The 17,485-nt window shown below is 60.8% G+C and carries 21 protein-coding genes and 1 pseudogene; 15 read left to right on the forward strand and 7 right to left on the reverse strand.

Features of this window, described 5'->3' with window-relative positions; genetic code table 11:
* The first annotated feature begins 3 nt into the window (after positions 1–3).
* Both BCR55_RS05675 and BCR55_RS05680 read left to right on the forward strand, forming a co-directional pair.
* Positions 4–1,242 carry a hypothetical protein gene (locus BCR55_RS05675; RefSeq protein ID WP_065494304.1) on the forward strand — a complete coding sequence of 413 codons (1,239 nt, stop codon included), beginning with the start codon at positions 4–6 and terminating at the stop codon, positions 1,240–1,242.
* A gap of 332 nt (positions 1,243–1,574) precedes the next feature.
* The gene (locus tag BCR55_RS05680) at positions 1,575–2,114 is read left to right on the forward strand and encodes an RIP homotypic interaction motif-containing protein (protein WP_065494305.1); all 540 of its coding nucleotides are present in this window, start codon (positions 1,575–1,577) and stop codon (positions 2,112–2,114) included.
* 61 nt (positions 2,115–2,175) lie between these two features.
* Here the strand turns inward: BCR55_RS05680 and BCR55_RS33255 are convergent.
* Together BCR55_RS33255 and BCR55_RS05685 are read right to left on the reverse strand one after the other, a co-directional pair.
* Positions 2,176–2,295: pseudogene (locus BCR55_RS33255) on the reverse strand (capsid portal protein); the annotation flags it as partial.
* 7 nt (positions 2,296–2,302) lie between these two features.
* Positions 2,303–2,935: a hypothetical protein gene (locus BCR55_RS05685; protein ID WP_139094022.1), complete on the reverse strand. Its 633-nt coding sequence runs from the start codon at positions 2,933–2,935 to the stop codon at positions 2,303–2,305.
* 689 nt (positions 2,936–3,624) lie between these two features.
* Here BCR55_RS05685 and BCR55_RS30250 point away from each other — a divergent pair.
* Positions 3,625–4,251 (forward strand): hypothetical protein, encoded by a 627-nt coding sequence (locus BCR55_RS30250; RefSeq protein WP_244131743.1) that lies wholly within the window; start codon positions 3,625–3,627, stop codon positions 4,249–4,251.
* A 405-nt stretch (positions 4,252–4,656) separates the two neighbouring features.
* Here BCR55_RS30250 and BCR55_RS05695 read toward each other — a convergent pair whose 3' ends face one another.
* Entirely contained in the window at positions 4,657–5,709 is a 1,053-nt protein-coding gene (locus BCR55_RS05695) for a phage portal protein (RefSeq protein ID WP_065494308.1), read from the reverse strand.
* Positions 5,709–7,460 (reverse strand): terminase ATPase subunit family protein, encoded by a 1,752-nt coding sequence (locus BCR55_RS05700; RefSeq protein WP_065494309.1) that lies wholly within the window; start codon positions 7,458–7,460, stop codon positions 5,709–5,711. Before BCR55_RS05700 ends, BCR55_RS05695 begins: the two co-directional genes overlap by 1 nt.
* A 149-nt stretch (positions 7,461–7,609) precedes the next feature.
* Here BCR55_RS05700 and BCR55_RS05705 point away from each other — a divergent pair, with 149 nt between their 5' ends.
* From BCR55_RS05705 to BCR55_RS05760, 12 genes are all read left to right on the forward strand, one after another.
* The gene (locus BCR55_RS05705) at positions 7,610–8,431 is read left to right on the forward strand and encodes a GPO family capsid scaffolding protein (protein ID WP_053297830.1); all 822 of its coding nucleotides are present in this window, start codon (positions 7,610–7,612) and stop codon (positions 8,429–8,431) included.
* A 37-nt stretch (positions 8,432–8,468) separates the two neighbouring features.
* Positions 8,469–9,494 (forward strand): phage major capsid protein, P2 family, encoded by a 1,026-nt coding sequence (locus BCR55_RS05710; protein WP_065494310.1) that lies wholly within the window; start codon positions 8,469–8,471, stop codon positions 9,492–9,494.
* Positions 9,491–10,177: a terminase endonuclease subunit gene (locus tag BCR55_RS05715; RefSeq protein WP_065494311.1), complete on the forward strand. Its 687-nt coding sequence runs from the start codon at positions 9,491–9,493 to the stop codon at positions 10,175–10,177. Before BCR55_RS05710 ends, BCR55_RS05715 begins: the two co-directional genes overlap by 4 nt.
* A gap of 104 nt (positions 10,178–10,281) precedes the next feature.
* Positions 10,282–10,758, forward strand: a complete 477-nt coding sequence (locus tag BCR55_RS05720) for a head completion/stabilization protein (RefSeq protein ID WP_065494312.1) — start codon at positions 10,282–10,284, stop codon at positions 10,756–10,758.
* Positions 10,758–11,000, forward strand: a complete 243-nt coding sequence (locus BCR55_RS05725; RefSeq protein ID WP_065494313.1) for a hypothetical protein — start codon at positions 10,758–10,760, stop codon at positions 10,998–11,000. The genes BCR55_RS05720 and BCR55_RS05725 overlap by 1 nt, the downstream gene beginning before the upstream one ends.
* Positions 11,000–11,212: a tail protein X gene (locus BCR55_RS05730; protein WP_006401822.1), complete on the forward strand. Its 213-nt coding sequence runs from the start codon at positions 11,000–11,002 to the stop codon at positions 11,210–11,212. The genes BCR55_RS05725 and BCR55_RS05730 overlap by 1 nt, the downstream gene beginning before the upstream one ends.
* Positions 11,213–11,214: 2 nt before the next feature.
* A complete protein-coding gene (locus BCR55_RS05735) occupies positions 11,215–11,589 on the forward strand; it encodes a putative holin (protein WP_065494314.1) in 375 nt (124 codons plus the stop codon).
* Positions 11,589–11,909, forward strand: a complete 321-nt coding sequence (locus BCR55_RS05740) for a phage holin family protein (protein WP_006401820.1) — start codon at positions 11,589–11,591, stop codon at positions 11,907–11,909. The genes BCR55_RS05735 and BCR55_RS05740 overlap by 1 nt, the downstream gene beginning before the upstream one ends.
* Positions 11,902–12,702: an N-acetylmuramidase domain-containing protein gene (locus BCR55_RS05745; RefSeq protein WP_065494315.1), complete on the forward strand. Its 801-nt coding sequence runs from the start codon at positions 11,902–11,904 to the stop codon at positions 12,700–12,702. The genes BCR55_RS05740 and BCR55_RS05745 overlap by 8 nt, the downstream gene beginning before the upstream one ends.
* Positions 12,699–13,187, forward strand: coding sequence for a hypothetical protein (locus tag BCR55_RS05750; RefSeq protein WP_065494316.1), 489 nt, complete (start codon positions 12,699–12,701; stop codon positions 13,185–13,187). The genes BCR55_RS05745 and BCR55_RS05750 overlap by 4 nt, the downstream gene beginning before the upstream one ends.
* Positions 13,184–13,594, forward strand: a complete 411-nt coding sequence (locus BCR55_RS05755; protein WP_065494317.1) for a phage tail protein — start codon at positions 13,184–13,186, stop codon at positions 13,592–13,594. Before BCR55_RS05750 ends, BCR55_RS05755 begins: the two co-directional genes overlap by 4 nt.
* On the forward strand, positions 13,594–14,043 hold the full coding sequence (locus BCR55_RS05760) for a phage virion morphogenesis protein (RefSeq protein ID WP_065494318.1): 450 nt from the start codon (positions 13,594–13,596) through the stop codon (positions 14,041–14,043). The genes BCR55_RS05755 and BCR55_RS05760 overlap by 1 nt, the downstream gene beginning before the upstream one ends.
* Positions 14,044–14,092: 49 nt before the next feature.
* On the opposite strand, the gene BCR55_RS05765 is transcribed toward BCR55_RS05760, so the two are convergent.
* The 3 genes from BCR55_RS05765 to BCR55_RS05775 are packed head-to-tail and all read right to left on the reverse strand — an operon-like array spanning position 14,093 to position 17,467.
* Positions 14,093–14,992, reverse strand: a complete 900-nt coding sequence (locus BCR55_RS05765) for a plasmid partitioning protein RepB C-terminal domain-containing protein (protein WP_065494319.1) — start codon at positions 14,990–14,992, stop codon at positions 14,093–14,095.
* Complete coding sequence (locus BCR55_RS05770; protein ID WP_065494320.1) at positions 14,989–15,903, reverse strand: ParB/RepB/Spo0J family partition protein; 915 nt, start codon at positions 15,901–15,903, stop codon at positions 14,989–14,991. Before BCR55_RS05770 ends, BCR55_RS05765 begins: the two co-directional genes overlap by 4 nt.
* Positions 15,896–17,467, reverse strand: coding sequence for a recombinase family protein (locus tag BCR55_RS05775; RefSeq protein ID WP_302622062.1), 1,572 nt, complete (start codon positions 17,465–17,467; stop codon positions 15,896–15,898). Before BCR55_RS05775 ends, BCR55_RS05770 begins: the two co-directional genes overlap by 8 nt.
* Positions 17,468–17,485 lie beyond the last annotated feature (18 nt).

Genomic DNA, 17,485 nt, shown 5'->3' on the forward strand with positions numbered 1-17,485 from the left:
GTCATGACAAGCGATATCCTGGCGGAGCTTCCGGACTTCTTGAAGCCGAAGCTCCGCCTTTTCATGAGCGTTGATATCACGGGGTCAACGCAATTCAAGCAACTTCTTTCGCACTCGCCACACAAGGGCAGCACAGCGCACAAGGAGGACGGTGAGGAAGGATCACCCTCTGAGCCATGGCTCTCCCCCATTCTCGAGTTTTACGAACAAATTTCAGCGACGTTCGAAGACCAATGGAAGGTGGTAACCAAGCATGCGCAAGAAGAGCAACACGATTGGCCTGTTGGCGATCGACCCACCGTGTGGAAGGCTGTTGGCGATGAACTGATTTTCACGAAGATCCTCACGGACCATCGACAAGCGTACCTGTCCGTGCTCGCCTGGCTTCTCACGATCCAAGACTATCGGCGGCGGATTAAGGAGCACAGCGCTGGACTCGACTTGAAGTGCGCGGCCTGGATCGCTGGATTTCCAATCAACAATGCGGAAGTTATTCTCGATCACCAGTCCTCGAACGGTCTCGCCGGCTGCGATGATGGCGATTACATTTTCGGCAACCTGGCACGTCTTTTTGCTGCCAACGTCGGTCCGCAAACGCACTCTGGGTCCAGCTCCGAGCGCAGTATTACCGGAATCCGAGATTTCATCGGACCGTCTATTGATACGGGGTTCCGCGTTGCTTCGGCGGCGTCACCGCGCAAATTCGTACTAGCGGCGGACCTTGCATTCATGCTGTCGCATACCGCGGGAAATCTTCCTACGTCATGGGATCTGAAAAGGCTTGAGTTCTATTACGAAGGCCGTAAGGATCTAAAGGGCGTCACGAATGGCACTCCCTATCCTGTATTCTGGGTGAATGCCGTTATGCCCGACCCGCTGATGGAAATCGAAGACAGGATCGAGAAACGTGAACCGACCCAGGCGAGTGAAGTCAAGACCTTCTGTGAACGCTACCTGGAAAAAAACAAAGATACCCACGTAATGAAGCCGTTCATCTACGGCGATCAGGACGTTCTATTCAAACGAATTCCTCCGCGGCACATCGAAAAACTGAACAAGCTAGCCAGCTACTGGAAGCTGGAAAATGCACGGCGCGAGGCCGAGCGGAAGGCGCAGTTGGATCCGGAGAGCACGGAACAGCAGCCGGCACCGGAAACGTCGGGGAGCGATCTTGAAACGCTTTCGACACAACTAATCCCTGACAGCACTCCGGTTGCACCTTCTCAACCTCAGTCCGAGTAGCGCAGCGATCGCGCGCATGTCCAAATTGCGCGCGATTCTCTAGTACTCAAACCATCGAAGTCCTTCCTTTGGGGGCCAGCGCAGCGTGGCCCGCTCCTCCGTAGCCCCCGTGATGCCCTTTCCGGCCGCACGACAGCCTCGCCGAGCCTCCCCATCACGATCTCCGCCCGTCGCAGCCCCCCCCTGCGCCGGCCGATCCTCTGTAGCGCCTCGATCCTGAGCCGCCCCAAGCACAAATAGGGCCGCGCCGGAATACCTATGCGCGATCCATTTCACGAGCGACTTTGCTTGCTAATATTTCACTTCCACATGTCAGCGGGGAAGTACACGAAATGAATAATCCGTTTGCATCCATGCACACCGATACCGTGCGCGTCGAATCTCCCGACGGGACACAGTCGGGTACGTATATGACTAAGATCGGCGCCAAAAACGGCTATCACGCAGCGACTGTATTCGACGAAAGCTTTATTGGTGCGGAGGGTTGGATATTGTCGAGAGAACTGCCGAACGGCCGCGAAGACACGTACAAGATCGTCGAGGCAAACTACAGCAAAGGTATCAGCGGCATCCCACCTCACTGGAGCCTAAAATTGTATAAGGATGCGTCCCTGCTCCACGTGGCCCAGGGGAAGCCGGCCCCGAGCATTACGATCAATCACTCCCATGGTATCCAGATCGGCGATCACAACGTTCAACATATCGCGAGCAGTCTTGCCGGTTTGATCGAAAAAATCGACGGGTCGGCGGCCTCCGCCCAGGAAAAAGAGGAGGCAAAAAACTTGGTGGGTAAGCTACTCGAAAGCCCAGTTGTAGCCAGTGTCTTGGGCGGAACAGTGTCAGGCGTATTGGCTCTGCTGAAACACAGCTGACCGTTCAACAAGCCGGTTGTATTAAGTTGCGCCCGACACCGGCGGAATGACGTACTCGTCAATACTTCCGCCGGAACAGCATCGACGATTCGTGCAGCCATGCCGAGTGAAGCGAGCTGAGATATTCGGGCAGACCATACACCTCTTGATTGATGTCCGATCGCATCAGCTGGAATACGCTGCCCCGTTCAATGCCACTGTTCGAAACTCAGGTACAGGCCAAACCTCTGCTTCACCCCCTCCAATGCCTCGTCAGCAAACCACTTCATGATGGCATTGTGGGCTTCCATATGCTGAGGCGGGATGACATTGTTATTCGTCTTCGCGGCCTGGTGGATGGCCCACAAGGAAGCGTGTTGGGCATTGAGATGGCGCACATATTCCGCGAGGTCGCGGCCGAATAAGAACTCGATTTTGGGTATGAGGTTCGTCATCTCGCGCCGCTCCGGTACGTGAAGCTGGTCGCACCCACCCTGAACGATAGTAGATGCAAAGGTCCAGACGACCATAAAGAGTTCGTAGCGTTTCTCAAACAGGTCGAGGTTCAATTTCGCCCTCGCGACGCGATATTGCCGCCATGCAATCAGCCCACCGATGATGCCAACGAGCAGCGCTACCACTGCCGCCGGCAACCCCTTCACCAGTTCAAACCCTATCGATTGCGCCCCAGACACTCCCGCTCCGCTGAACTCCGAGTGACCGATTGCCAATTTGACCGCCGAAACCGGCGTACGCCCGGTCAATGTAAAGTAAATGGCTTGCGCCTCGCACGCTGCCAACATAAACCCCCCCGCACATATTTGAATGGCTGGAGCGTACATGAAGTTTGCATGCGCACGACATTGCATAACCAAGGCGCATAAAGCTGCATAGACGAATCCGGCCGCCGGCCTCCACGCGGCCCGCACCCGGCGGCCCCGAGCGCCGGATGCATGCGTGCATAAAAACCGTTCATTTTCGCGGGTAGGTGGGGCGGGGTCACAACTGCGCGCGCCTAGTCTGAATGCTCGTCGGGCGCGACAAGTCATGCCGCTCGTACGCCCCCGGATGCATCAGCTGCGTCACGCCTCTGCCTCGCGCCAGACCGCCGCGGGGTTTTGCTGGCCGGCGGCCACTCCGAGCCGCCGAATTCCATCTCGGCCACGTACGGACGCTGGCACAAAAACGCCGCGGGCACCGAGACCCTGCCGACATTTGCCGGCTTCATCGTGAATGCAGGGGACGAACGTACGCGACCGGCCATGCAGCGACATTCGCGCGCCGCTTAACTGCGGCATTCAGACGCCGCATCAATGTACAAGAGCAGCCCTTTCCGTAGCCCCCGCTACAGGCCGCCGATGGAAGCGCTTGAGCGCAGAAGAGGGAAAAGGGAACGTCGCACGACAGACGCATCTCACGCACAACATGATTGTTTTATGCGCGAGATAGTGATACTGTGCACAAACAGATTCGATTAGGAGGTGGTATGGCGTTCCGGGCAGACGAAGCGGCGCGAGCAGGGCTTGGGAGTGTGTTGGACTACTTGGTCCCACGCGCGCAATACCTGGATGAAGCGGGAAGAGAGGAAAGCCGCGAGGCCCTTCTCGATATCGCAGATCAGCTTGGACCGGTAGTGGAAAGCTATCCGAGCTGGCATCCGCTTGTCCGAAACTACAAAGACGATCGCTGCCCGGCTACGACTCCGGGACCAGACTGCGGATACCATGGACTGGACCACACCCGCTATTTCGCCAATGGCTTCATCACCTGTCCGTACGACGACGGGCAAAGGGTGTTGGATTCAGTGAATGCTCTTCCGTATCATCCTGCCGCGCAAATCACGGCCGAGCGACTCGATGCCAAGTTGTACAACCCAAGTTGCACGCCGATACTCGTCAAATGCGAATGGGCAAAGCCGTTGAATCGAGACGGCACGATTCCGTTAAGTGTCGCGATGCCGCTGCTTCTTGAAAAGGAGCTCCCGTGTGTTTGGGGAGCCGAAGTTGCCGAAACATGGCAGTCGATGCGCTCATATTTTTTGGGACGTCCGCACGGAAGCAGATCGTCGCTGTTTGTCAACCAGGAAACTGGACAAGCGCTCAAAAAGGTTTGGGAGGCGCTGATTTATACGGGGATGTTCGGGCCGATCAAAGTTTGATCGATCTCGACGGATGTACTAGCCGGCCGTGGTCCGTCAGTGGGAGTTTCTTGAATGAAGCGTTCAGGGTCGTTAGCGGACGATCGTCAAAAGGGCGAACGTAGGTCTTAGCGTAGGTCCGGTCCGCGAGCCTTGTCAGAGAAGGAAGAGGTACTGCTGCACCATCGGAGTAACGGTTGCAATGCTGGCGCACGTTGCGTGCTCATGTGAGCGGGAAAGTCGCTTTGGTCGCCGACTTTACCAATGGGTCGGACGGGTCGCGCGTAGTTCGACATCTGGCCAGTTTCCGGCGGCAAGGGCCGACGGCTACCAGCCCATATCGGGGCATTCGCGACCACGTAAATGTGCAAGGGGTTGCATCTATCACAAGAAATCAATAGCACACTCAACGCGAACCCCACTGCATCACTGCGCGGCCGGCATATAAGGGCGAAAGCGAACGACCTCGACGCCGAGCCAATCGTTTACCTCCCGCAGCCGCGCCTTCAGCGGTTCGATCTCGAGTTCGTTGAACACCTCAGCGGCCTTGTGCACGTCACCGAACCCGCCCGCGTTGGACGGAATAATTCCCATCAGCTGCGGCGGCACTCGGTGCGCCGCGAGCTGATCCTCCACCGTCACCTTTTTGATGTTCCAAAACTCGTCCTTTGCCGCGACTTCGCCGATCGGCAGCAGCTGGATGCCGTCCTTCTTCCCCTTCGGCGCGTACATGAACAGGTTCCGGAAATTGCCCGGCCCCTTCGCGTTTCGCAGAGCCTCACGCAGGTTGTCAACGTCCTCCTGTTTCTCGGCCGCGTCGGTCATGTATAGGATGAAGCCCGCATGGCTGCCGTTCTTGTAGTAGCGCCGCCGGAACAGCGTCGCGCTCTCGTTTAGCCACGTCGAATTCAGCGCCGAGAGGTATTCGGGCAGCCCGTAAATCTCCTGGTTCAGATCCGGCTCGTACAGGTGATATACCGCGCCCACGGGAAACGCGTGCGGCTCACGCACGTTCGTCACGAACCAATACTGGCCCGGCTCGATCCCGACCCGCGTGTATTTCGCGAGCGAGCATTTCAGTGCCATCGGCTGGCCGAGCCGATTTGTGCGCAGCTCGAGGTAGCTGTTCGCGAAGACCAGGTACTCGAGCACGAACCGGCTGAAGTCCGCGCGCGACAGCAGCGGATGCTCAACGTACGACTGCACAAGGATGTTGCGCTTCACGTAGATAGCCGAGCTGTGATGCGGCGCTGCGCGAAACGAGCGCGCAAGCCCGTCCAGCGGCAGCGGCGGCTCGTACCAGTTCCCCATGCGCATGCACTCGACGTAGTCGAGCAGCTCGCGCCGGTCGAGCACGGCAACCGGATCGCCGAACGAGAACACCTCGGCGCGCGGCGCCGACGCCGAGTTCGTGCCGGCCGCCGGCTCGGCACGCTCATGCGTGCGACGCCCAGCGCCGCGTCGATACTTGCGTGACATCAGAAAATCTCCATGAATCCGGTGTTGGTACCTGTCGCCCCCTCGAGCGGCTCGTTCGCGAGCGCGTGCATGCACGCCCAGGCGAGGTCGCCGTGGCTCGCCTCTTCTGAGCGGCTCGCCTTGTACGTGACCTGCAGGCCGCTGGGCGTGAGCGTCTTCTTGATTGCCATGAATGACGCAGCGAGATCCTTCCAGCCCGAGTCAAATTCGAACCGGCCCTTGCGGATCACGTTCTGCGCCTTCATTACGAGCGCGGTCTTGATCTCCACCGAGTAGTGGAACGGCGTCGCGGCCGGGAAGAACTTCGTGACGAGCTGGTAAACGCCCTGCCCGATCCCGGTCGTATCGATGCCGATGTAGGTGACCCGGTAGCGCCGGGTCAGCGCCTCGATCTGACCGGCCTGCGCCTCAAAATCGAGGCCGTGCCACTGGAACCGCTCGAGCACGCGGAACTTTCCGCCCGGATACTTCGGCGGCGCCACGACGACACAGCCAGCGCTGTCGCCTGTATGCGACGGGTCGTAGCCGATCCACACCTCTTCGTCGCCGAATGGGCGCAGATACAACGGCTTGAAGTCGTCCCACACTTCCCACGTATCGACCATGCAGGGCTGCAGCGCCGACAGCGGAAACACCGACAGCGAGTCGTCGATGAACTGACACAGCAGCAGGTTCGCGTATTCGTCGGCGCTGTATTCGAGTTTCAGGCGCTCGAGGTCGAACAGGTTGCAGCCGCCGCGCACGGCGTCCTCGACGGTCACGATCTGCCGCCACTGGCCGTCGCCGCACGCGCGGCCCGCAGCGAGCGAGGCATTCGAAATATCGATCGACACGCGCTGATCCTTCGGGCGGCCGCGGTTGAACAGCGCGCCGGACCAGAACGGATACGCGTCGTGTGCGAGGCTCGATGGCGTCGAAAAATACGTCTGACGCCACTGCGAGTGGATCGCCATGCCGGACGCGACCTTGCGCAGGTCCTGAAAGCGCGGCACCCAGAAGTACTCGTCGAAATACAGGTTGCCGTGGTAACTCTGCGCGGTGCGCGCGTTCGTGCCGAGGAAGTACAGCGTTGCGCCATTCGGTAGCACGATTGGGTCGCCCTTCAGCTCAACGCCCACCGTATCTTTCGCGAACTGGACGATGTACTGACGGAACACGTGCGCCTGCGCCTTGCTGGCCGACAGGAAGATCTGATTGCGGCCGGTGTGCAGCGCGTCGAGCAATGCCTCACGCGCGAAGTACCAGGTCGCGCCGATCTGCCGGCTCTTCAGGATGTTGCGGATTCGTTCCTTGAATCCCGCGCGATACCACGTGCGCTGATAGTCGAAGATCGATTCGAGGAATGCATCGTTCAGCTTCTCGATCTGCTCGTCGGTGAACGCGTTGCGCTCGTCCGCGCTGCGCGACCGTCTCGTCCCGCCCGCGCTCCCGCATTGGCTCACCTTCGCGTCGTTCGCCGGGCGCGTGCGCAGCCGGTCGAGCTGACGCGTTAGCAGGTCAATCTCTTTGAAGTCGCGCCCTTCTTTCTTCTCCTTCACGACGAGCCGAATCAGCTGCGCCTCCATCGACAGCGCGACGCGATCGACCGGCTCGGTCTCGTCCCATCGATCGCGCCGCTTCCAGCTGTACAGCGTGGCCGGCTTCTCACCAAGCATGTCGGCGATACGCGCGATGCGATAGCCCTGCCAGTAGAGATCACGTGCGCGTCGGCGTGGATCAACGTCAGATGAATCAATGAGAAGTGCAGTCATGCGGCAAGGCTACCGACGCGCGCGCGCGAGCCCTACTGCCGCCGGTTGTACTGGTTGCGCACACAACCGCTGTTCATTGCGACGCCATCGCGAACTGCCGACACTGGAATCCCTGAATACAGCACCCTGCCCTCTCAGAGGTTTCGCACATGGCACAGGACACGAAGAAGACGAAGTTTTTCCGGATCGCGACCGAAGGCGCGACCACGGACGGTCGCACGATCGATCGCGCGATGCTCGAACAAATGGCCCGCTCGTACGATCCCGCGGTGTACGGCGCGCGCATCAACATGGAACACATTCGCGGGCTTTATCCCGATGGCGCGTTTCGCTCGTATGGCGACGTGATTGCGCTGAAGGCCGAAGAGCAGGACGGCAAGATGCGTCTGCTCGCGCAGCTCTCGCCGACCAAGGATCTGATCGCGATGACCACCGAGCAGCGGCAGAAGGTCTACACGTCGATGGAGGTCGACCCCGACTTCGCGGGCACCGGCGAGGCATATCTGGTCGGTCTGGCCGTCACGGACAACCCGGCGAGCCTCGGCACGGAGATGCTCGCTTTCAGCGCGAAGAACCGTGCGTTCGACACGCGCAAGCTGCGCCCGGAAAACCTCTTCAGCGCCGCGGTCGAAGCCGACATCGAGCTCGAGGACGAAGCCCCGACGCGCACGAGCGATGCCGCGCGTTCGCTGTTCTCCAAGGTCCGCAGCCTGCTCAATCTCAAGGAAGCGTCCGACGATCAGCGCTTCTCCGATCTGTCGCAGTCGGTCGTGGCGGTCGCCGAAAGCCAGAGCCAGGTGCTCGATCAGGTCGAGCGGTTCAGCGGCGAGCTGGCCGACGTGAAACGCGCGCTGAAAGACGCTGAAGCGCGCCATTCCGATCTGGTGCAGAAGCTCTCGCGCACCGACAGCGACCGCCAGCAACGGCCGACGTCGACGGGCGGCGACAACGCCGTGCTGACCGACTGCTGATCGATCTCGCCACCCATTTTCGTAAAACGGAGAATCCATGCGGAACGATACCCGCGAGCTCTATACCCGCTTCGTCGAGCGCATTCAGGAACTGAATGGCATCAGCGATGCGACTGTGAAGTTTTCGGTCGATCCGACCGTGCAGCAGACGCTCGAAACGAAGACGCAGGAATCGAGCGCCTTCCTGAACAGCATCAACGTGATCGGCGTGACCGAGATGGAAGGCGAGAAGGTCGGTCTCGGCGTTTCGGGGCCGTCCGCGAGCCGCACCGACACGAGCAAGCGTGAGCGCGAAACGCGCGACATCGCGACGCTCGACAGCCAACGCTATCGCGCCGAGAAGACGAACTACGATACGCACATCACGTATCAGCGCCTCGACGCCTGGGCGAAGTTCCCGGACTTTCAGGCTCGTCTGCGCGACGCGATCATTCGACGCGCGGCGCTTGATCGGATCATGATCGGCTGGAATGGCGTGCGCGCGGCAGCCGACACCGATCTCGCGGCGAACCCGCTGTTGCAGGACGTGAACATCGGCTGGCTGCAGCAATACCGCAACAACGCGAAGGAACGCGTGTTCTCGGGCGTGAAGATCGGCAAGGACGAGCGGTTCAAGAATCTCGATGCCGTCGTCACGCTCGCGAACAACGAACTGCTCGAGCCGTGGTACGTCGAGGATCCGAATCTCGTCGTGATCTGCGGCCGCGAGCTGCTGCAGGACAAGTATTTCCCGGTCGTGAACAAGGATCAGCCGCCGACCGAAGCGCTCGCCGCGGACGTCATCACGGCGCAGAAGCGCATCGGCAATCTGCCGGCCGTGCGCGTGCCGTACTTCCCCCCGCGCGCGCTGATGATCACGCGCCTGGACAACCTGTCGCTGTACTGGCAAATCGGTGCGCGCCGTCGCGCGCTGATCGACAACCCGAAGCGCGATCGCATCGAGAACTTCGAAAGCTCAAACGATGCGTACGTGATCGAGGAATTCGGCGCGGGCTGCGTGGTCGAGGACATCCGCTTCGTCGACACCGATCCGGCGCCGGACGCACCGGCGGGTGGCGCATGACGAACCCGTTCCGCCAACACTTCCAGCGCACCGTCGCGGCCAAGGCCGCGCGCGGCACGCCGGCGAGCGTCGGCGGGCTGCGCGACGACTCGGCGTACACGCTGATGCTAGCGCAGCTCGACGAGCACCGCCGCGCGCTGAAGGCCGTCGAGTCGCTCGAGCGCAAGGCCGACCTGAAACGGCAGTTCCTGCCGGCGTACGACGCGTGGGTCGCCGGCGTCCTGGACGGCGCCGCGGGCGTGCCGGACGACGTGCTGATGACGGTCATGATCTGGCGCGTCGACGTCGGCGACTTCCGCGGTGCGCTGGAGATCGGCTCGTACGCGCTGCGGCACGGGCTGCCGCTTCCGGACCAGTACAAGCGCAGCACACCGTGCCTACTCGTCGAGGAATTCGCCGAGGCCGCGCTGCGCGCGCATCGCGCAGGCGAGCCGATCCAGGTCGAGCCGCTGCTCGAAATCGAGCAGCTGACGACGGGCGCCGACATGCCCGATGAAGTGCGCGCGAAGCTGCACAAAGCAATCGGCTACGGGCTCACCGCCGCCGAGCCGTCGCGTGCCCTTGACCACCTGCGCCGCGCGCTGCAGCTCTTCGCGAACGTCGGCGTGAAGAAAGACATCGAGCGGCTCGAGCGCGAGCTGAAAAACTCTGCCAGCGGGGGCCAGCGCGGCCCCGATGGCTGACACCGAGCGTACCCCGCGCACCAGGCGGCACGGGGCCGTAGCCGGCGCTGCGCGCGCGAAAGCCCCGTCCACCGCCTCATATTTTCAACGTGACGAACACGACCATGTCCTTTGTCTCGACCCCGCCGCTGGCGCAGTCGCCGCAAACGGCGGCGCCGCCGATTGCGAACGACGCGTTCTACCCGGCCGTGTCACTCGAACACGCACGCGACACGATGCGCCTCGACGGATCTGTGACCGATGCCCGTTTGCGGCACGAGCTGCTCGCGGCAATCGCCAGCGTCAATGACGAATTGCGCGCGGCGCGCGCGGCGTGGCGCGATGCCGGCTTCGTGCGGCTCGCCGATGTACCGGCCGACCAGCTCGACGGCGAAAGCGTGCTGCTGCAGCACTACCGGCGCGCCGTGTACTGCCTCGCGAAGGCGACCCTCATCGAGCGGTACCGCGATTACGACACGACCGGCGACGGCGCACGCCGCGCCGACGACCTGGAGCCTCAGAGCGACGAACTACGCCGCGATGCGCGCTGGGCGATCAGCGACATCGTCGGCCGGCCGCGCGTGACCGTGGAGCTCATCTGATGCAAGCAACGTACCGAATCCGTCGCCTGCCGCAGGACCGCGTCATTGATGGCCGACACGTCGCGGCACCGTTTCAAGTTCAGCGCCGCATCGCGGGACTCTTCTGGCGCGAAATCGCTCTGTGCTCCGACCTCGACACTGCGTCGTTGATGGTGCGGGCCGCAGTACGCGCGCGTCAGCTGGCGTCATTGAAACCGCGGCTCGTCGCCCATTACGGTGCGGATGGTCAGGAGCTGTCCTGATGTGGGTGCGCGCGCTCCAGGGCGAAACCGTCGACGCACTGTGCTGGCGCGTGCTCGGCCGCACGCGCGGTGTCGTCGAGGCGGTGCTCGAGCTGAACCGGGATCTCGCGCAGTACGGCCCGATCCTGCCTCACGGGCTGCTCGTCGAGCTGCCCGACGAACCACCGCAAGCGGCGCAATCGGGCGCCGAGCGGCTCCAGTTATGGGACTGAGAATGGCTGAACCTATTTCCACGTCGTCCGCGACGACCGCGGCGCTCGGTGTCGCGACGCTGTCGCTGTTTCCCGGCGTCGACGCCAATGTCGTCATGGGTGCCTTCGCCGGCTCGCTGCTGTTCGTGATGACCGCGGCCGACCCGTCGATCCCGAAACGCGTCGCGTTCTTCGTGATCTCGTTCGTGGCGGGGTGCCTGACCGCAGACCTGTTCGCAGCCGGTCTCCACGCCGTGCTGCCCGCGCGCATCGACGTCCACGCCGGCATCGGCGCGCTGATCTCCTCGGCGCTCGTCGTGAAATTGCTGCTGTGGCTCATCGCGCAGGCTGACGCGCCCGACCGGTTGCTGAACGTGTTCAAGGGGAGGGAAAAGTGATGCTCACGGCCGTCTACGTGCTGTTGTGCGCCGCGCTCGCGCTGCGCCTGGTGATTTTTCGCCGCGGCACGAGCGCCCACCGACCGCTCGCGTCGTGTCTCGCCTACGCACTCGCGGTTGCCGCCGGCGCCGCGCCCATTCGCGCCGCGTTCGGCATGCTGCCGCCGGCAAATGTGGCTGACACCGTCCTCGTCGGCGTCTTGTGCCTGGCCGTGTACGGCGTGCGCGGCAACGTCGTCGAGCTGTTCCACCGCGGCAATCCGCGCGACTCGCTGATCGCGCGTGTGCTGCAGTTCAAACCGTGGGGGCGCCATGTATAAAACCCTGCGCCTAGGCGACCGCGGCGCCGACGTTGCCTACCTGCAGCGCCAGCTCATCGCGGCCGGCGCGCGCATCAACACCGACGCAATCTACGGCAGCGCGACGCGCGTCGCCGTGGTGGCATTCCAGGCGTCGCACGGCCTGGTCGCCGACGGCATCACCGGCCCGAAGACGTGGGCGGCACTGGCAGCCGGCCGGCGCGATCCGCGGCACCTGACTGATGCGGATCTGCAGCGCGCGGCCGATCGGCTGCAGGTCGATCTCGCGGCTGTGCGCGCAGTCAACGAAGTCGAATCGCGCGGCGCCGGCTTTCTGCCGGACGGCCGTCCTGTGATCCTGTTCGAGCGGCACATCATGTATCGGCAGCTCGCGGCCGCCGGCCTGGACGCCGACGCGCTCGCGGCAAAGTATCCGGGCGTCGTCAACTCGAAGCCCGGTGGCTACGCCGGCGGCACGGCGGAATACGCGCGCCTGGCGACCGCGTCGCAAATTTCCGCCGCATGCGCACTCGAAGCGGCGAGCTGGGGCGGGTTCCAAATCATGGGCTTTCACTGGAACCTGCTCGGCTATCCGGACGTATTCGCGTTCGTCGAAGCGATGAAGGTAAGCGAAGCCGAGCACCTCGAGGCGTTCGTGCGCTTCATCCTCGCTGACAAGGCGCTGCTCGCCGCTCTGCGCGGCCGGAAATGGGCGAAGTTCGCCGAGCTGTACAACGGCCGCGATTACGCGGATCACCTGTACGACGTGAAGCTCGAACGGGCCTTCGAGCGCTACAGCCGGGCAGTCGCATGACCGGCGGCGCTCGCATTCTCGTCGCCGGCGCGATCGCGCTCGCCGCGGCCGTCGTCATCGCGATCCAGCATGCGCTCCTGGTCAGCGCCGGCCAGCACGCCGACGATCTCGCGCGCGACGTGCGCGAACGGACAGCCGAGCGCGACGCGGCGCGTCGCGACGTGAAGATCGTTACGCAGTACGTCGACCGTGTCCGCGTTGTCCGCGAAAAGGGCGACACCATCATCAAAGAGGTACCCGTTTATGTGGATCGCGAAGCTGATCGCGCCTGTGTTGTTCCTCTCGGGTTTGTGCGCGTGCACGACGCGGCCGCCGCCAATGTGCCGCTGGGACATCCCGGAAGCACTGATGCGGCCGCCACGGGCGTTGCACTCTCTGCCGTCGCCGCGACCGTCGCCGATAACTACACCACCTGCCACGAAAACGCCGAACAGCTGATCGCCCTGCAGGCACGCGTGCGTGACATCGAGAAGGAGGCGCCGTGAACAAACCGAACAGCCTGCGCGCAGCGCTGACGGCCGCCCTGCCCGAGTTCGCGCGCGATCCGGACCGGCTGCACATCTTCATCGAACACGGGTCGATTGCCGTCACCGCAGCGAATTCGCTGTCGTTCGAGTATGCGTACACTCTTGACATCATCGTGACGGATTACGCCGGACATTCGGATCAGCTGATGGTGCCGATCATCGCGTGGCTGAAGGTTCACCAGCCCGAGCTGCTGCTGAACCGCGACCTCTGCCGCGATGGGTTCAAGTTCCAGGCCGAGTTGCTCGACAATGGGAAGTCCGATGTCGAAATCCTGCTGAAGCTGACGGAGCGCGTCGGTGTCGCCGAGCGGCCGGACGGATTCGAGATCCGCCACTTTGGCGAGCCGCCGATCGCGGGAACGTGATGGCCGATCGTCTCTCGCGCGCTGAGGAATGGGCGTCCGGCCTACTGGGCCAGCTCACGAGTGCGCAGCGTGCGCGCCTAGCGAAGGAACTCGCGGCCGAACTGCGCCGGCGCCAGTCGCGACGCATCGCAGAAGCCCGCAACCCGGACGGCAGCAGATACGCACCGCGCAAGCCGCAGGCGCGGCGCAAGAAGGGCCGCATCCGGCGCGCGATGTTCTCCAAGCTGCGCACTGCCCGCTTCCTGAAAACCGCCTCGAGCGCCGATGCATCGGTGCTGCATTTCACGCGCGACGTCGAGCGCATCGCACGCGTGCATCAGGAGGGCCTGCGCGATCGGGTGCAGCGCGACGGGCCGATCGTGCAGTATCCGGCGCGCGAGCTGCTGGGTCTCGCGGACGCCGACGTCGAGCGAATCGCGGACATCGTCCTCGATTTTCTCTCGCAGTAGAACAAACCATCGGTAGGTATTTAGATGACGGCATGAGTTGGTGGATCCGTTACTCCCGCTCCGTGACTCGATTGTCGGCCGCAATGGCGTCCATCGTTGAAACCAGGCTCGTAAGCAAGTCGGCGTGGTGACGACGCAAGTGAGCCTGGATATTGCCGTTTCGAAGCAGGCGCGCCATGAAGCTTTTTGCAACTACCAACGAAAGCATCGTGTCGCCCATCTCGTCCTCGACGGCTTGACAATCTTGGCGAAGTCTCTCCATTTCGCTTTCCATCTTCGCAAGGTCTTCAGGTGATATTTCGTCTTTTCTCTTCGGTTTCACCGAGTCCATCAGCGCCTCGGTACGCGTCGCAACCAGAATCATTTCGGCATAAGCGGCTGTGAATTTATTGGCCGCGACCATCATTTCGGCTGCCTCTATTTGCCTGTAGGGCTTCATTTTCTTTAAGGTTGAAAAAACCTTCGGGGCAACCTGTCGATTCTTTAAAATCGAGGCAGCCTCCGGGGCAACGCCGTCCAGCAAGGTTGCCCGCTCCCGAATATTTCGAACATCCATTCGTAGCACTTCGGCAATCCTCTGCTCCGACGCCCCCTTAGCCAACGCAGCGCGAATCATCTTATGCTCCTGCACTGCAGATAAACGCGTAACGTGTCTATTAAAGGTGAAGCCCTCATCATCAGTCGAAACCATGCAGGGAGCGGTGTCGTGGCCGAGTTCCTTCAGTGCTTCAAGCCGCAATCTTCCGTCAAGCAGATCGTAATCCCCCAACCGTCGCACGGATCGGAATACCGCTAATGGCTCAACGATACCCAACTCAGCAATGGAGCTGAGTATCGTTTTGTATTTAGAAGATTCAACAGCGCCTTTTTTTAGCAAATCTTCGACGATAATTTTGTTGAGCGGGATATAAACAACCTGAGATTCGAACCCATGTTTCACATTGCTCATGGCATAAGCTCCGCGGGGATACGAGAGGCAACGGCCTCAGGGATATCATTTATGCCCTCTGCCCTCAAAAGCGTCCTGAAATGCTCATCAGCCAGAAAGTGCCGTAACGCCGATGTGATCAGAAGTAACCTCTGCTCTTGTAAGTTAGCGTTCTGCACGATCAGTTTTTGCCGACGTACTTCGTTCTTGTAGGTGCGCAGTAGCTTTTGGGGAGTCGGTCTATCGCCCGGCGCGGGGCGACCATGAAGCTTCTTGCCAGCGACCTCTCGCTTGCTGAGAAGGCGGCGAACCCGCAGCAATTGGTCGCCGGTCAATGTTTTGGATTCGTAAGCGGCGACCATAGCGGCCTGAACCTCATCATTCGACGCGCGTGCGACCTCGACCGCGAGCCAAAGTGGCATAACGCGTTTCTCCACCGCCTGTATTAACCGCTGCTCCCCCTTCTCCAGTAGTTGCAAAATACCGTTGATATAGGATTGGTCTAAGTTCGTTTTTGTTGCAATCTCCTCTGTGCTATAACCTTTTGCGCGCAGCGTCTGTAAGGCACTCAAAAGTTCGGCGTTGGAATGGCGCCTTCGCGCAATATTCTCCGTCAATGTAATGAGGTAACGATCAATCTCACTTGCCTCAATAATGCAGCACGGAATCATCGTCTCGCCGAGAGCCTTGAGAGCCTCCAGGCGGCCTTGTCCACACAACACCTCATACCATTCCCCCTCTGCATCGCACCCACCATGCGCGACCGTGATAGGCCGTTTGAGCCCCACCGACGCTATGTTCTCGACCAGTTGCGAGAAAAAATATGCGTTCCGTGTCCGAGGGTTGAGTACGCGAAGCCGCGCAATTTGAATCAAGGTGATTTCGTCGCTGCGCGACAGCGCCGAATATAACTTGTCAACTCGATCATTCATAGCTGAATCCCTTCAATGGGACACGGCGAGCCAAGTGGCACAGCATGCTGAGGTCGTCGTATCTATATGCCTCAAATCCGAAGTCGTTGTAGTCGTTCAATCGAATGATCTCCGGCGACGTGTCGATAGCTGGCAAGAGGTAATAGTCGCGGATCGTTCTTGCGTCGAACTCCATACGAACTCCAACCGTAATGTCGGGGCACAGTACATTATCGAAGCGAATGATCCATCGATTTGATCCGGCAGCGGTCGGTCTGCAACGCGACAGAGCAAGCGATACTTTGAACTCTTCGTTGACCCACAAAAGACCAGACACGGTGTCTCTTCGGATTCGGGCCCCCGCATCAATCATGGCGTGCTCGGCCTGCGAAACGATTTGTGGATAAAGTTCCCGGAGACGGCGATTGCTCTCCACATAGCTGTAATCTCGACCCGGTCTATAGTCGATCAGATCGTATGTCCGCAGCAAACTACCGAAGCGATTTGCATAAGCACTACTAGACGGGCAACATGGCGCTTCATCGATTATGATTCCGGTAAGGTAGCCAGTGCGCAGCAGAAGCTTACGTAGCGCATCCAGCATGTCTCTATCACTCAGGCGATAAGAGCGCGCCAGAATTATTTGCCGAGCCGCCTGAAACATAATTCGATCAACTATGGGCGCAAACGCATTGTCAGCCCTAATCCATGAGGCTGGCGGATTACGGATTCGCTCCTGCTTGAGCCTAAACGACACACGGTTCCATACGTTGTCGCCCACGTATTTATCGTTGATCAGGATTTGGTGAACGGTTCCCCTAGTCCACTGGGTGCCACGGTCTGTTCGAACGCCTGCCTCATTCAGTGCTACGGCAATCTCCGACTCAGAACACCCATCCTCGACGAACCTCCGATAGATGTCCTGGACGATCGCCACTTCCTCGGCGGGTCCGGGAGCCAAAATGACCCGGTCCGTCTGAATGGCCTTGTGCTCGCCGCGATTCAGCTCACCTTTGATGTTGCCTGCTTCATCCACTCGAACGCGACGCAGCCCGTATCCCGCCGGGCCGCCTTGTCGAAAGCCGTTTCGGATGAGGCGACACTGGCCGGCATGCACTTTCACACTGAGCTCGCGACTATATTCGCCCGCCATCGTCCGCTTAACGCTCTTGATGATGCTGGAGACCGGGCTGCCATCATTCTCAAATTGCTCAGCGCAGTAAAGCACCTTCACACCCGCGTGCTTGCAACGGATTTCGTAGCTAGCGCTCTCATCTGGATCTTGAAATCGTCCCCAGCGGCTGACGTCATACACTAGGATCACCGAGAAGTCCGCCGAACGAGACTCTACATCCTGCAGCAGCGCTTTCAGCGCGTCACGGCCGTCAAGACGCAGCCCGCTTTTTCCTTCATCGGCATAGATGCGAACGACCTCCATGTTTCTGTCTTCCGCAAACGCAAGAATGACATCTTTCTGATTCTCGGTTGAGTATTGTTGATGCTCCGTCGACATCCGTACGTACGCTGCCGCCCGGCTTCGGACGTAAGATCCGCACGTAGCTTCGTTGCGTGATGCCTGTTCCACTCTGCCTCCGTGAATCGC

The sequence above is a fragment of the Burkholderia sp. CCA53 genome, from assembly GCF_001685525.1.
GTDB lineage: Bacteria > Pseudomonadota > Gammaproteobacteria > Burkholderiales > Burkholderiaceae > Burkholderia > Burkholderia multivorans.

What these genes read in the sequence shown, in the direction of transcription:
- BCR55_RS05675 (WP_065494304.1), top strand. Translation starts at nt 4, where the DNA reads ATGACAAGCGATATCCTGGCGGAGCTTCCGGACTTCTTGAAGCCGAAG.
- BCR55_RS05760 (WP_065494318.1), top strand. Translation starts at nt 13,594, where the DNA reads ATGGCCGATCGTCTCTCGCGCGCTGAGGAATGGGCGTCCGGCCTACTG.
- BCR55_RS05715 (WP_065494311.1), top strand. Translation starts at nt 9,491, where the DNA reads ATGACGAACCCGTTCCGCCAACACTTCCAGCGCACCGTCGCGGCCAAG.
- BCR55_RS05750 (WP_065494316.1), top strand. Translation starts at nt 12,699, where the DNA reads ATGACCGGCGGCGCTCGCATTCTCGTCGCCGGCGCGATCGCGCTCGCC.
- BCR55_RS05685 (WP_139094022.1), bottom strand. Translation starts at nt 2,935, where the DNA reads ATGTACGCTCCAGCCATTCAAATATGTGCGGGGGGGTTTATGTTGGCA.
- BCR55_RS05740 (WP_006401820.1), top strand. Translation starts at nt 11,589, where the DNA reads ATGCTCACGGCCGTCTACGTGCTGTTGTGCGCCGCGCTCGCGCTGCGC.
- BCR55_RS05725 (WP_065494313.1), top strand. Translation starts at nt 10,758, where the DNA reads ATGCAAGCAACGTACCGAATCCGTCGCCTGCCGCAGGACCGCGTCATT.
- BCR55_RS05700 (WP_065494309.1), bottom strand. Translation starts at nt 7,460, where the DNA reads ATGACTGCACTTCTCATTGATTCATCTGACGTTGATCCACGCCGACGC.
- BCR55_RS05695 (WP_065494308.1), bottom strand. Translation starts at nt 5,709, where the DNA reads ATGTCACGCAAGTATCGACGCGGCGCTGGGCGTCGCACGCATGAGCGT.
- BCR55_RS05770 (WP_065494320.1), bottom strand. Translation starts at nt 15,903, where the DNA reads ATGAATGATCGAGTTGACAAGTTATATTCGGCGCTGTCGCGCAGCGAC.
- BCR55_RS05730 (WP_006401822.1), top strand. Translation starts at nt 11,000, where the DNA reads ATGTGGGTGCGCGCGCTCCAGGGCGAAACCGTCGACGCACTGTGCTGG.
- BCR55_RS05680 (WP_065494305.1), top strand. Translation starts at nt 1,575, where the DNA reads ATGAATAATCCGTTTGCATCCATGCACACCGATACCGTGCGCGTCGAA.
- BCR55_RS05720 (WP_065494312.1), top strand. Translation starts at nt 10,282, where the DNA reads ATGTCCTTTGTCTCGACCCCGCCGCTGGCGCAGTCGCCGCAAACGGCG.
- BCR55_RS05735 (WP_065494314.1), top strand. Translation starts at nt 11,215, where the DNA reads ATGGCTGAACCTATTTCCACGTCGTCCGCGACGACCGCGGCGCTCGGT.
- BCR55_RS05745 (WP_065494315.1), top strand. Translation starts at nt 11,902, where the DNA reads ATGTATAAAACCCTGCGCCTAGGCGACCGCGGCGCCGACGTTGCCTAC.
- BCR55_RS05710 (WP_065494310.1), top strand. Translation starts at nt 8,469, where the DNA reads ATGCGGAACGATACCCGCGAGCTCTATACCCGCTTCGTCGAGCGCATT.
- BCR55_RS05705 (WP_053297830.1), top strand. Translation starts at nt 7,610, where the DNA reads ATGGCACAGGACACGAAGAAGACGAAGTTTTTCCGGATCGCGACCGAA.
- BCR55_RS05765 (WP_065494319.1), bottom strand. Translation starts at nt 14,992, where the DNA reads ATGAGCAATGTGAAACATGGGTTCGAATCTCAGGTTGTTTATATCCCG.